At 60.8% G+C, this 12,342-nt stretch carries 12 protein-coding genes and 2 pseudogenes; 3 read left to right on the forward strand and 11 right to left on the reverse strand.

Annotated features, from left to right (window positions below):
- Position 1: 1 nt before the first annotated feature.
- The 11 genes and pseudogenes from ACOCLD_RS18250 to ACOCLD_RS18300 form a co-directional block, all read right to left on the reverse strand.
- Positions 2 to 1,081, reverse strand: a complete 1,080-nt coding sequence (locus ACOCLD_RS18250) for a protein-glutamate methylesterase/protein-glutamine glutaminase (protein WP_422910176.1) — start codon at positions 1,079 to 1,081, stop codon at positions 2 to 4.
- Positions 1,081 to 1,584, reverse strand: coding sequence for a chemotaxis protein CheD (locus ACOCLD_RS18255; protein WP_422910177.1), 504 nt, complete (start codon positions 1,582 to 1,584; stop codon positions 1,081 to 1,083). Before ACOCLD_RS18255 ends, ACOCLD_RS18250 begins: the two co-directional genes overlap by 1 nt.
- Entirely contained in the window at positions 1,581 to 2,402 is an 822-nt protein-coding gene (locus tag ACOCLD_RS18260) for a CheR family methyltransferase (RefSeq protein ID WP_422910178.1), read from the reverse strand. Before ACOCLD_RS18260 ends, ACOCLD_RS18255 begins: the two co-directional genes overlap by 4 nt.
- 27 nt (positions 2,403 to 2,429) lie before the next feature.
- Positions 2,430 to 2,963, reverse strand: a complete 534-nt coding sequence (locus tag ACOCLD_RS18265) for a chemotaxis protein CheW (RefSeq protein ID WP_422910179.1) — start codon at positions 2,961 to 2,963, stop codon at positions 2,430 to 2,432.
- 151 nt (positions 2,964 to 3,114) lie between these two features.
- Positions 3,115 to 4,012: pseudogene (locus tag ACOCLD_RS18270) on the reverse strand (methyl-accepting chemotaxis protein); the annotation flags it as partial.
- A gap of 72 nt (positions 4,013 to 4,084) precedes the next feature.
- A pseudogene (locus tag ACOCLD_RS18275) lies at positions 4,085 to 4,612 on the reverse strand (MCP four helix bundle domain-containing protein); the annotation flags it as partial.
- Positions 4,613 to 4,628: 16 nt separating this feature from the next.
- Complete coding sequence (locus tag ACOCLD_RS18280) at positions 4,629 to 6,857, reverse strand: chemotaxis protein CheA (protein WP_422910180.1); 2,229 nt, start codon at positions 6,855 to 6,857, stop codon at positions 4,629 to 4,631.
- A complete protein-coding gene (locus ACOCLD_RS18285; protein ID WP_422910181.1) occupies positions 6,854 to 7,192 on the reverse strand; it encodes an STAS domain-containing protein in 339 nt (112 codons plus the stop codon). Before ACOCLD_RS18285 ends, ACOCLD_RS18280 begins: the two co-directional genes overlap by 4 nt.
- 10 nt (positions 7,193 to 7,202) lie before the next feature.
- Positions 7,203 to 7,571, reverse strand: a complete 369-nt coding sequence (locus ACOCLD_RS18290) for a response regulator (protein ID WP_160078540.1) — start codon at positions 7,569 to 7,571, stop codon at positions 7,203 to 7,205.
- 30 nt (positions 7,572 to 7,601) lie between these two features.
- On the reverse strand, positions 7,602 to 8,735 hold the full coding sequence (locus ACOCLD_RS18295; RefSeq protein WP_422910182.1) for a methyl-accepting chemotaxis protein: 1,134 nt from the start codon (positions 8,733 to 8,735) through the stop codon (positions 7,602 to 7,604).
- A 247-nt stretch (positions 8,736 to 8,982) separates the two neighbouring features.
- A complete protein-coding gene (locus ACOCLD_RS18300) occupies positions 8,983 to 9,624 on the reverse strand; it encodes a response regulator (RefSeq protein WP_422910183.1) in 642 nt (213 codons plus the stop codon).
- 484 nt (positions 9,625 to 10,108) lie between these two features.
- Here ACOCLD_RS18300 and ACOCLD_RS18305 point away from each other — a divergent pair, with 484 nt between their 5' ends.
- From ACOCLD_RS18305 to ACOCLD_RS18315, 3 genes are all read left to right on the forward strand, one after another.
- Positions 10,109 to 10,903 carry an outer membrane protein OmpK gene (locus ACOCLD_RS18305; protein WP_257777618.1) on the forward strand — a complete coding sequence of 265 codons (795 nt, stop codon included), beginning with the start codon at positions 10,109 to 10,111 and terminating at the stop codon, positions 10,901 to 10,903.
- Between the two features lie 268 nt (positions 10,904 to 11,171).
- Positions 11,172 to 11,513 (forward strand): zinc ribbon domain-containing protein YjdM, encoded by a 342-nt coding sequence (locus ACOCLD_RS18310; protein ID WP_257777619.1) that lies wholly within the window; start codon positions 11,172 to 11,174, stop codon positions 11,511 to 11,513.
- A gap of 344 nt (positions 11,514 to 11,857) precedes the next feature.
- Positions 11,858 to 12,340 (forward strand): molybdopterin-dependent oxidoreductase, encoded by a 483-nt coding sequence (locus ACOCLD_RS18315; RefSeq protein ID WP_422910184.1) that lies wholly within the window; start codon positions 11,858 to 11,860, stop codon positions 12,338 to 12,340.
- The last annotated feature ends 2 nt before the right edge of the window (positions 12,341 to 12,342 follow it).

A 12,342-nucleotide genomic window follows, 5' to 3' on the forward strand; every position in this document is an offset into this window, starting at 1 on the left:
GCTACCTCCAGCTCATCAGTACGTTCGGGATGTCATCCAGCGCGATCACCTGATCCACACCACCCAGTTTGATTGCTTCCTTCGGCATGCCGAACACCACACAGCTGGCTTCATCCTGAGCATAGGTGCGGGCGCCCGCCTCGTGCAGTTCCTTGAGGCCACGCGCGCCATCATCGCCCATGCCAGTCATGATCACGGCCAGCACATTACGTCCGGCCTGCACTGCTGCCGAGCGAAACAGCACATCCACCGAGGGCCGATGCCGGCTGACCAGCGGCCCGTCCTTGACTTCGACCAGATACTGCCCGCCACTGCGCTTGATCAGCATGTGCTTGCCGCCGGGAGCGATCAGCGCCAGGCCCGGTATCAGCCGGTCGCCGCTCTGCGCCTCACGCACCTCGATGGCACACAACGAATCCAGGCGTTCGGCAAAACTGCGGGTGAACTTCTCCGGCATGTGCTGAACGATGGCAATCGCTGGCGCACTGCGCGGCAACTGGCTCAGCACCTGCTCCAGCGCCTGAGTGCCGCCAGTCGAGGTGCCCAGTACCACGATACGTTCGCTGGTGCGCTGGTTGTGCAGACCACCGCTCAGCGCAGCGCCCCCGGCTGGGCTAAGCAGTGCATCAACCGCCGCCTGCTCCGGCAAAGCATCCCGTGTTGGCACCGGCGCGCCACGCACCCGAGCCTTGGCAGCAGTGCGGATGGCTGCGAGCATTTCCTGGGCACTGTCCTGGAGAAAATCACGCAGGCCCATGGTGGGTTTGGTGATTACCTCGACCGCCCCGGCAGACAGCGCCTGCAAGGTAATCGCAGCGCCCTTCTCGGTCAGGGTCGAGCAGATCACCACCGGCGTCGGACGGGTGGCCATGATCTGGCGCAGAAAGGTGATGCCGTCCATGCGCGGCATTTCCACATCGAGCAGGATCACGTCCGGCCACACGGTCTTCATTTTCTGCAAGGCCAGCAGCGGGTCCATCGCCGCGCCGATCACTTCGATGTCCTTGTGCGGTGCCAGCAACTGCTGCATGACCTCACGCATCACTGCGGAGTCATCGACAATCATCACCTTGATAGCCATTACGGCAATGCCTCAAGCGATTCGATACTCAGCGCCGCGCCACGGCGCACCCAGACTTCACCGGTGGCCAACTCGAAACGCAGAAAGCGGCAGCCCTCACCGCCCAGGTCACGCCCGGCCACCGGCACGCCCAGTTCATGGATCAGGTTTTCGACAAAGGCGATGTTCTGCGCGCCGATGTCGGTGCGCAGGTGCGAGCCCGGTTTGCTCAGGCTTCGCGCACCACCAAAGAGCTTGATCTGGGCCTGCTCCAGCCGCAGTGCATGCACGCGCATCTGCTGCTTCAACCAGACCCAGGCATCGACTCCATAACGGCCATCGAGATCCCGCGCGTGCTCGCTGACCCGGCGCAAACCGGGTAACTGGAAGTGACACATGCCGCCCTTGGCTGCCTCGGGAAACCACAGCACGATGGATACGCAAGGCCCCAGCAGAGTTTCCACTCGCACATCACCGCCGCCGAAATACAGCTCGCCCGGCTTGAGAAAGCAGCTGCGGCTCATGCTGCCACCTTGCGGTAGATCGACGAGGCCACCAGCTCAATCGGCAGGCCGGTGTCATGCAGCGCTTCGGAGTGGCCGACCATCAGCCAACCGCCCGGTTTGAGGCGTTGCACCACATTGTTCAGCACCCGCTGCTTGGTGTCCTGATCGAAGTAGATCAGCACGTTACGCAGCAGAATCAGGTCGAACATGCCCAACTCGGGGGCCGCCAGGTTGAGGTTGCCCTGTTGAAACTCGACCCGCTCACGCAGCCCGCGCTCCACCAGAAAGTAGCCCTTGTACTGATCCTTGCCCTTGAGGCAGTAGCGCTTGAGGTAATGCGCGGGGATCTTGCTGCCCCGCTCCATCAGGTACAGACCGCGCTGCGCACTCTGTAGCACCTGGCGGCTGATGTCGGTGCCGAGCACGCTCCAGCCCAGGTGCGGGCGCGCCTCATGCAGCAGCATGGCCAGGGTGTAGGCCTCCTCACCGGTGGAGCTGGCGGCACTCCAGGCACGAAAGTCCGCCTGCCCCGCACAGGCCGGCAGAATCCGCTGCTGGAGAAACTCGAAATGCTTGGGCTCGCGGAAGAAATAGGTTTCGTGGGTGGTGATCAGGTCAATCGCAATTTCCAGCTCGGCCGCTCCCTGCGCCGAGGTCAGGTACTGGTAATAGCGCTGGTAGCTGCTCAGCCCCAGCGCGGTCAGGCGCTTGGACAAACGGCCGCAGATCAGCGGTTTTTTCACCGGTGGCAGCTGGATACCCACGCGTTCGTAGAACAGCGCCTGCAACTGGCGAAATTCCGGTTCGCTCAGCGCAACCTGCGTACCCAGATTCATTGCTCCACCGCCATCAGCCATAACGCCTCACGCATCCGTCTGTTCAAGACCACCCACCAACTCGGCGAGCTCATCGAGTGACAGCACATGGGGGATATCCAGCACCACCACGAACTGCTCGTGGTGTTTAAGGATACCGGCGATAAAATCAGCACGAATGCGCGCGCCAAAGGCCGGACGGTTTTCCAGCTGATGACCTTCCACAGCCAACACTTCGTTGACCGCGTCGACGATGATGCCGAGCAGTTGCAGACCGTCATTCTGCTCGACCTCAACGATGACGATGCAGGTGCGCTTGGCGATGGCCGTACGTTCACGACCGAAACGCACAGCCAGGTCGATCACCGGCACCACCGCGCCACGCAGGTTGATAACCCCGCGCAGGAAGCTCGGCATCAGCGGTATTTCCGTCAGCCCGCCGAATTCGATGATCTCGCGGATGTGCTCAATCGGCAGGGCAAACAGCTCCTGCCCCAGGGTCAGAGTCAGAAACTGCTGGGTCAGCGGTGTTTCCACCAGGGCCGCCGAGCGGCCCTGGAGATGGGCTGGCAAGGTACTCATCAGGCAGCCTCCTAGAAGCGGGTAAAGGCCGACTCGTCGATCTGATCATCCTGCAGATGACGGCGCAGCGGCTGAGTCGGCTTGCTCAACGCCGCCGGGCGGCTGCGTCCGCTCGGGGTGCTGTGCACATGTCGCGCCGCCGCTTCCGCCAGCTGGAAGAACTGAATCATTTCCTGCAGTTGCACCGCCTGACCGCTCATTTCCTCGGAGGTCGAAGACAATTCTTCGGACGCCGATGCATTGACCTGAGTGATCTGCGCCAACTGCCCGACCGCCAGGTTGATCTGCTCCAGGCCAGTGTTCTGCTCGCGCGAGGCGGCGGAGATTTCCTGCACCAGGTCGGCCGTCTTGCGAATCGACGGCACCATCTGTTCCAGCAACTGCCCGGCGCGTTCAGCCAGGGTCACGCTATCGCTGGCCACCGCTCCGATTTCCTGCGCGGCCACCTGGCTGCGCTCAGCCAACTTGCGCACTTCCGCTGCGACCACGGCAAAGCCCTTGCCGTGATCACCAGCACGCGCAGCTTCAATCGCCGCATTGAGGGCGAGCAGGTTGGTCTGGTAGGCGATGTCGTCGATGATGCCGATCTTGCCGGCGATCTGGCGCATGGCGTTGACCATCTCGCGCACCGCTGCACCGCCTTCCACGGCGTCCTTGGAGGACTGGCTGGCCATGCCGTCGGTGATCTTGGCGTTCTCGCTGTTCTGCGCCACGGTGGCGGCAATTTCTTCCACCGAGGCACTGGTTTCCTCGACGCTGGCCGCCTGTTCCGAAGCATTCTGGCTCAGCGCCTGGGCCGAGGCGGCGACCTGTTCGGAGGCCGAAGCCAGGGAGTCAGCAGTCATGCGCACATCACCCATGATCGAGCGCAGCTTTAGCACCATCTGTTGCAAGCTGAACAGCATGCTGCCCTGGTCGCCGTCCTTGAGCTGAATTTCCACGGTCAGGTCGCCAGCGGCCACCCGCTGCAACGAATCCATCGCGGTAAAGGGCTCGCCCCCCAACTGACGGAGCAGACTGCGGGTGATCAACGCACCCAGCACAATCGCCAGCACCAGGCTGAGCACGATACAGGTCACGGCTGCGGTAAATATCTGGTCATAGCGATCGTGAGCCAGGTCGTACTCGACCTTGGCGACCTGCAATTGCACGTCGACCAATTTGCCGAAACGGTCGGTAACCGGGTCGATTTTCTGGTACAGCTCGCCGCTGATGAATTGCTCCAGCGCCAGTTGGTCACGGCTTTCGAGAATCCGCAGCAGCTGGGCATTGGCTTCGTCGGCGGCCTTGAGCAGCGGCTTGAGTTCATCCACCAGCACCTGTTCTTCACCCACCAACTGGGTCGCCAGGTAGTTGCTGCGGCTTTGCTGAATGGCCTCTTCAGCCTTGTTCACGCTGCGCGTGGCCTCCTGCCAGCTCAGCGCACCGAGGCGCACCTTGTGCGCGATGTCGACAATGTTCACCGCATAGTTATCGGAAATCACTTTCAGATCGCGCAGCGGCACCACCCGGTCGTTGTACACCGTCTCCATGCCGGCATTGGATTCGCGCATGCCGAAAATCCCCAGCACGCCGATCAGCAGCAGGAACAGGATAAGCACCCCTGCGAGCAGGAGCAGACGGGTCGCCACCTTCATTTTGTCGAACATTTTCTTCTCCTGATTGTTATAGCGTCCGTACCACGGCGGCAGAGCCGTCTACACGCTGGAGGTTGGTACTGACTGAGTTCTCAGCGGCTGCACTGGCACGCTGAATCAAATGGGCGACATCAAGAATCAGCGCCACACTCCCGTCACCGAGAATGGTGGAGCCACTGAGCACCTTGTTTTGCGCAAAAATCTGTCCCAGGGGTTTGATCACCGCCTGCAGTTCACCGACCAGCTGATCCACCACCACCCCGGCGCGGTTGCTGCCGAACTGCACCACCACCAGGCTCTCGCGCGCACCGACACTCGGCGGCAGGCCGAACAGGCTGCGCAGGCGCACATAAGGCAGCGGCTCGCCACGCAGGTTGAGCAGGTCATGCAGGTCGGCCTGCTGGCCCAGGTCAACGCACTCGACCACCTGATCGAGCGGCAAGACGAAGGCTTCATCGGCCACCCGCACCTGAAAGCCGTCGATGATCGCCAGGGTCAGCGGCAGGCGAATACGCACCGTGGTGCCCTGGCCAAACAGGCTGAGCACCTCGACCTCGCCACGCAGCTTTTCGATATTGCTGCGCACCACATCCATGCCCACGCCACGCCCGGACAGGTTGGTCACGGCCTCGGCGGTAGAGAAACCGGCTTCGAAAATCAGCCGGTAGACTTCGCTGTCCGTCAGCACCTGGTCCGGTTGCACCAGGCCCTTCTCGATGCCCTTGGCGAGAATCCGCTGACGGTCCAGACCACGGCCGTCGTCGGTAACTTCGATGACGATGCTGCCGGACTCGTGGTAGGCATTCAGGCGCAGCGCGCCACGCTGAGTCTTGCCGGCGGCCAGGCGCTCGGCCGAACGCTCGATGCCATGGTCCATGGCATTGCGCACGATGTGCATCAGCGGGTCGGCGAGCTTTTCCACCATCGACTTGTCCAGCTCGGTGTCCGCGCCGGTGATCAGCAGTTCGATGTCCTTGTCCAGCTCCTTGCTGATATCGCGCACCACCCGCGGGAAGCGCTGGAACACTTCACCGATGGCCACCATGCGCAACGACAGCGAGGCATCACGGATATGTTCAACCAGCGTAGCCACGGCTTCATTGGCTTCGGCCATGGCGGCCGGGCTGCCCTGGCGCAGCGACAGGCTGGCGGCGGCACCGGCAATCACCAGCTCGCCGACCAGGTTGATCAGCTCATCCAGCTTGCCGACCTCGACCTTGATAAACACCTGTTCGTGCACGCGCTTGTCATCGGACTGTTTCTGCTTGCTCAGTGCGGCCGACACCAGGGGTGGCGCCACCAGCTGTTCTTCCACCAGCAGGGTGCCCAGTGGCGGTGCTGGCTGCGGCGCGGCGGATTGCAAGGCCAGCACCCGCTGCAGTTCGTGTGCCGTCAAAGCGCCGCTCTTGAGCAGAATTTCGCCGAGCTTGCGCGGCGACTCGGGCAGGCTGACGATCAGGTTGAGGTAGGCCTCGATCTTGCTGTGCGGCGGCAGGATCAGCAGCTGGCTGTCCTCGCGGATAAATTCGAAGGCATCTTCGATGTCCTGCTTGCTGGCCTGTGACTCGAACTCGATCTCGAAGCCCAGGTAGCTGCTTTCGGCATCAAAACTGTCCGCCAGCGGAATGCTGTCCGTCAGGGTATGCAGGTAGACGATACGCCCCAGCTTGCTCAGGTAACGCAGGAACGACAGCGGCTCCATACCGTTGCGCAGCACATCGCTGTTGGGCCGCAGGGAGATATGCCAGAGATCGCTGCCCACCTCTTCGCCACTCAACACATCAACCTTGCCGCTCGGTGCAACCCGAGGCAGCTGCGCGGCCTCGCTGCTCGGCGGCGGTTCGGCGGCAAGTGCAGGAACCACTGCCTCTTCAAGGTATTCATTGAGCTGGCTGAGCAGGTGGGCACGCAGCTCGGGGTTGGGGTCGATGGCCTCGCTGCGGTCTTCCACGGCAGTGATCAGGCTGCCGATATAGTCACCGCAGGTCAGCAGCAGCGAGAGCATGCTGCCGTCCATGCTCTTCTCGCCGTTGCGCACCTGATCGAGCAGGCTCTCCACCACATGGGTGAAGTTGATCAACGACTCCAGGCCGAACAGCCCGGCCGAGCCCTTGATGGTGTGTGCGGCGCGGAAGATGGCATTGACTCGCTCGGCGTTGTAGCCGTCGCTTTCGATCTCCAGCAGCGCATCTTCCATGTCCACCAGCAGTTCGCGGGCTTCCTGCACCAAGGCCCCACGGGCCTGATCAAGGTTCATGGTCGACCTCCGCGAGCATCCAGCGGGATCACCATGGGATCGCCCAGCTCAGCCACCAGGTTGAGCAGATCAAGCACCTCGCGCACTGCGGGCGAGTGCTGGATAAAGGTCAGGCTACGCCCCTGGCGCTGCGCTTCGCGCTTGAGCAGCAAGAGAATCTGCACCCCGGTGCTGTCGAAGTCCTCTACAGCGCCGAGGTCGATTTCCAGGCTGTCGTGGCGGCCCAGGAGACCGAGCAGGTCATCCTTGAGCTGGACGGCGTGGTAGATGTTGAATTCACCTGCAACTTCGAAGATGTACCGTCCAGTTTCTTCCCGACTGTTTATCACGGCCACGGCTGAATCCTCAGGGCAGGATCAGTTTGGAGACGGCATCAAGCAACACCGGCGGCTGGAACGGCTTGACCACCCAGGCGCGCACACCGGCGGCCTTGCCCTCGGCTTTCTTCGCCTCACCGGCTTCGGTAGTGAGCATGATCACCGGGGTGAACTTGTAGGCGGGCAGCTGCTTGGCCGATTTGACGAAGGTGATGCCATCCATGTTCGGCATGTTCACGTCCGAAACGATCAGGTTGATCTTGCGCCCATCCAGCTTGCTCAGCGCGTCTTTGCCGTCGCAGGCTTCCAGCACGTCGTAGCCGGCCCCTTTGAGGGCAATACCGACGACCTGCCGAAAACTGGTCGAGTCATCCACTACCAAGACCGTTTTTCCCATATCCGTGCGTCCTGTTGTCCTGAGGTTGAATTAGAAGAAGGTGACCGAGGACTGCTCCACGCTGGCCGCGCGCTGACCGCTATGTACGCGCTGCTGCTCCAGGGTGGTGTAACTCGACTCCAGGCGCCGCAACCAGTCGCGGCTGGCCGGTACAACCGGCTCGCCCAGGCTGTCGCGCAGGCGCTGCATGTCCTCGCTGACATGGGAGATGATCTGGCTGACGCGATCCTGAAACTGCAGGTCGACCAGCACGGCATTGACCGTCTGCTCCACCTCGCGGCTGTTGCCCTGAAGCATCTGCAGGCGCTGCTCCAACTGCGCCACGCCATCGCCCAGCTCGCCCAGCACCTTGCCGACAATCCGTTCTGCCGCCTCGATACTGTCGCGACTGCTGCTGTCCATCTGCTCGGCGCGGGCCACCATGGACTCCATGGAGCGGCCCATGACCTGGACTTTTTCGGTGATCTGGGTACCGGTCTCGCCGGACATCGACGACAGCTTGCGCACCTCATCGGCCACTACCGAAAACCCGCGCCCGGCCTCACCGGCGCGCGCCGCTTCAATGGCCGCATTGAGGGCCAACAGGTTGGTCTGCGAAGCGATCTTGGCCACATCTTCAGCCATGCCGTGCAACTCGGTGACAAAGCGGCTGAGCTCGCGAATCTCCACCAGAAAGCGCTGCCGCTCGCCCTGGGTGTCATCAAGCGCTTTGACCGCCTGCGGCAGCTCGACCTGAGCGCTGCGCAGCACGTCAAACACCCCACCGCCCTCTTCGCTGCTGCCCAGGTCCAGGGCCTGATTGATCTGCTGACTCATGCTGATGAACTTGTCCGTCAGGCCGCCTGCCGCGCTGGATGTCTGGCCGTTGACCAGATCGATATGGCGCATCCATAGCGGCAGCACAGCATCCAGCAACTCGCGTAAAGCCGTCAGGCTGCCCTGCACCTGGGTCAGCGCCTGCACGGAAACCTGCGGTTCAACCTCTACCTGCGGCAACGCCGGGCTGGCCATCAGCAGCCATAACCACAACAGCAGCACAGCGGCCGCCAGCAAGCCCTGCCACCAGACACCGGCCAGCAACAGGCAAGCGGCGGGCAACAGCAGCGCGCCGGCCACCAGCCAGGGACGCGAAACGTAAGCAAACAGTCGCGGATGCTTGATCATGGGAGTTCTCGGTACTGACGAAGAAAATCACCGCACAAACCGGCACGGCCACGCACAGAAACCCTGCGCCGAAAAAACTATAGGCCAGGCTTGAGCCATCAGCGAACCACTCACCTGGATAATGGCGAGGCGCCAGCAGATGGCCGACTGCCATCGCTCGCGGTGAGCTTATAAAATTGACGTCAAAAGTCTTATCAGTGATTTACCGGGGCACACAGGTAAATCTACCGAGGCCGAAAGAGTCGACTCACTCGTCCAGCTTGATGATGCCGCGGCGCAGGGCGTACATCACCAGACCAGCCAGATCACGAATGGCCAGGCGCTCCATGATCTGAGCGCGGTGGGTATCAACGGTTTTCACACTGAGGTTGAGGATAAACGCCACTTCCTTGTTGCTCTTGCCCTTGGCCAGCCAGTACAGCACCTCCTGCTGGCGACTGGTGAGTAACTCCAGCGGGTCTTCGCCGCTACGCCCGGAAGCGGCATCGATTACCTGGCCGGCCACGCGCGGACTTAAATAGCGATGACCACCGAGTACCGATTGCAGGGCCAGCTGCAACTCGATGACGGCGGCATCCTTGAGCAGGTAACCGCTGGCGCCCATCTGCATGGCCTTGAGCACATAGTCGCGGGTGTCGTGCATCGACAACAAAATGACCGGCAGCTCAGCCCAGCGCGAGCGCACCATGGTCAGCGCCTCCAGCCCCGAGCAGCGGCGCATGGTCAGATCCAGCAGCAGAACATCCGGCTGATACTGTTCAACCAGCGCCTCGACCTGATCACCATCACTGCCTTCGGCCACCACGGCATAACCGGCCTCGTGCAACAGCGAGCGAATACCCGCTCGCACCAGTTCGTGATCATCGACCAATACAACCCGCGCAGACATTTCCAGACTCCTCAAACGGGACTCACCCCGCTACAACTGGCTGAAACCGCTCCCTGGCTTGGCATTGTTATCGTGCAACGCTGTGATCCGACTGACCAGCCCCCAGCGCGCGGCGCATTCTGCGCGAGGGCCAACAGGCGAACAATCAGCCAGTTACTGAGGCGAAATGTAGGGTAGATGTGAACATCGTGCCGGAAAATAGCGCGCTACAGGGTTAATACCATACCCCGCACAACGCCCCAACAACGCAGTACACGCACCAAGATAAGGCCAAAACTGTCCAGCCGGTCAGTTATCGGTGCACGCCAGGGATTTACATCCTCGCCAAAGCCACTAAAGTGCGCGCCCGCACTGCCACTGTAGGCCCTGCGTGGTGTGCAGGTGAGCAAATACAGGACTTGGCCTTGTTCTTGCTCCAGCACCGCCAGCCTGACCACTCAGACAGGTTTAAAACGATGATTCAGCACTTGGGGAGCACCATTCGATGAACCGCACTCTTTCTTCTCTGGCCCTGGCCGCTGGGCTGCTGGCGGGCAGCCAGGCCATGGCAGGTGACCTGCTGCACTGGCAGAACAACAGCCTGACCTACCTGTATGGCCAGGATTACAAGATTGATCCGGAAATCCAGCAGACAGTGACCTTTGAGCACGTCAGCGGCTGGAGCTTCGGTGACCTGTTTTTCTTCGTCGACACCATCAAGTACAACACCGACGCCACCAACGGCGCAGGCGACGGTCACACCTTCTACGGTGAGTTCTCGCCACGCCTGTCGTTCGGCAAGCTGTTCAATAGCAAACTGGAATTCGGTCCGATCAAGGATGTGCTGCTGGCCACCACCTACGAGTTCGGTGAAGACGACGTCGAGTCCTACCTGATCGGCCCGGGCTTTGATCTGGCGATCCCCGGTTTCGACTACTTCTCGCTGAACTTCTATAACCGCACGACCGATGGCAAACGCGATGGCGATAACGTCTGGCAGATCACCCCGGTATGGAGCTACACCATTCCAGTAGGCAAATCCGACATCGTCATCGACGGGTTCATGGACTGGGTGGTGGATAACGACAAGAGCTACCACGCCAACCTGCACTTCAACCCGCAGATCAAGTACGACCTGGGCAAAGCCATGAGCTGGGGCGAGAAGCAGCTGTATGTGGGGATCGAGTACGACTACTGGAAAGACAAATACGGCATCAAGGACAGCGGTTTCGTCAGTGACAACTTTGTCGGCCCGACTGACCAGAACACCGCCAGCCTGCTGGTAAAAGTGCATTTCTGATCCAGCGACACACCGCGCCAACCGTCGTCACTGACGCGGGCGCGGTGTTCCTGCCCCTGCCAACACAACGCGCTGATTGCGGCGTCATCTCAGGCTGAATGGGGTCTTCTACTTCTGCAACTCAGAACGGGAAGCCCGGTTATGCCCATCCTTATGCGTCGGCGGGTTTGCCCCCTCAACTGGCCACCCGAGGATCGGCACTGAAACAACAGCGACAAAACCCTATACAATATGCGGCCTTTATTCACCAACACCCCAAGGACCCGCCGTGAGCACTCTGCCACCCTGCCCCAAATGCAACTCCGAATACACCTACGAAGACGGCACCCAGCTGGTCTGCCCGGAGTGCGCCCACGAGTGGTCAGCCACGGGCCCGGCTGATGCCGCCGATGACGCGCGCGTAATCAAGGACTCGGTGGGCAATGTGCTGCAGGACGGTGACACCATCACCGTGATCAAAGACCTGAAAGTCAAAGGCTCGTCCCTGGTGGTCAAGGTTGGCACCAAGGTCAAAGGCATCCGTCTGTGCGATGGCGACCATGACATCGACTGCAAGATCGATGGCATCGGCGCCATGAAGCTGAAGTCCGAGTTCGTGCGCAAGGTCTGATCCAGCCTGCTGCACCACCAAGCCCCGGCCTGCAACCGGGGCTTTTTCTTGCGCCCTCGAAAATCAGCCTGTGCTCACGCATCGGTAAAACTACCGAACAGGCAGCTGCGGGATATTACCGAGCCCCTAGTCGAACTACCGGGTTTGCAATCCTGGGCTACCCTTCTGGCTACAATGGCTAACCACTGGCGCCATACGCAGGACGACACGTTTATCGGCAGTACGGCTCCAGCACAATAAAAAACCTATAAAAGTTACTCAGATTATTACTGGCGCTTAATACCAAGGCAGATTCAACAATGCAGACCCGATCTATTATTGGTTGTATCGGTGTTATAACCATATTGACGCTGCTCACGTCCATGCTCGCCAGCGCCACAGAAACGCCACTGCCGGTACGCAGCAAAACCTTGCTGACCCTGAACTGGACTGATACCCAGGGCGCCGCCAGTAAAACCCGCTTGACCCTGCAAGACCTCGACAACCTGCCGCAAACCACGCGCACCCTGGAACTGCCGGAATCGCTGGGTATGAAGGGCAGCCATAGCTGGCAAGGGGTCAGCATGAGCGAGCTGATCAAACTCAGCGGTCGCAGCGCCAAATCGGTCCGCGTGGTGGCATTGAATGGTTATTACGTGAGCGTGCCGCTCGACGACCTGAAGAACTATGACCCGCTAGTGGCCTACCGACGAGATGGCAAAAACCTGAGTATCCGCGAAAAGGGGCCGATTATTCTGATATACCCCTTCGACAGGTTCAAAGTGCTTAACCAACAAACTTATATAAACCGCTCAGTGTGGCAAATAAATGAAATCCACATTGAATAAGT

The organism is Pseudomonas cimarronensis, assembly GCF_049331905.1.
Classification (GTDB): Bacteria; Pseudomonadota; Gammaproteobacteria; order Pseudomonadales; family Pseudomonadaceae; genus Aquipseudomonas.

Coding starts and splice junctions, on each gene's coding strand:
- ACOCLD_RS18265 (WP_422910179.1), bottom strand. CDS start 2,963: ATGAGTACCTTGCCAGCCCATCTCCAGGGCCGCTCGGCGGCCCTGGTG.
- ACOCLD_RS18300 (WP_422910183.1), bottom strand. CDS start 9,624: ATGTCTGCGCGGGTTGTATTGGTCGATGATCACGAACTGGTGCGAGCG.
- ACOCLD_RS18305 (WP_257777618.1), top strand. CDS start 10,109: ATGAACCGCACTCTTTCTTCTCTGGCCCTGGCCGCTGGGCTGCTGGCG.
- ACOCLD_RS18280 (WP_422910180.1), bottom strand. CDS start 6,857: ATGAACCTTGATCAGGCCCGTGGGGCCTTGGTGCAGGAAGCCCGCGAA.
- ACOCLD_RS18260 (WP_422910178.1), bottom strand. CDS start 2,402: ATGAATCTGGGTACGCAGGTTGCGCTGAGCGAACCGGAATTTCGCCAG.
- ACOCLD_RS18250 (WP_422910176.1), bottom strand. CDS start 1,081: ATGGCTATCAAGGTGATGATTGTCGATGACTCCGCAGTGATGCGTGAG.
- ACOCLD_RS18255 (WP_422910177.1), bottom strand. CDS start 1,584: ATGAGCCGCAGCTGCTTTCTCAAGCCGGGCGAGCTGTATTTCGGCGGC.
- ACOCLD_RS18290 (WP_160078540.1), bottom strand. CDS start 7,571: ATGGGAAAAACGGTCTTGGTAGTGGATGACTCGACCAGTTTTCGGCAG.
- ACOCLD_RS18295 (WP_422910182.1), bottom strand. CDS start 8,735: ATGATCAAGCATCCGCGACTGTTTGCTTACGTTTCGCGTCCCTGGCTG.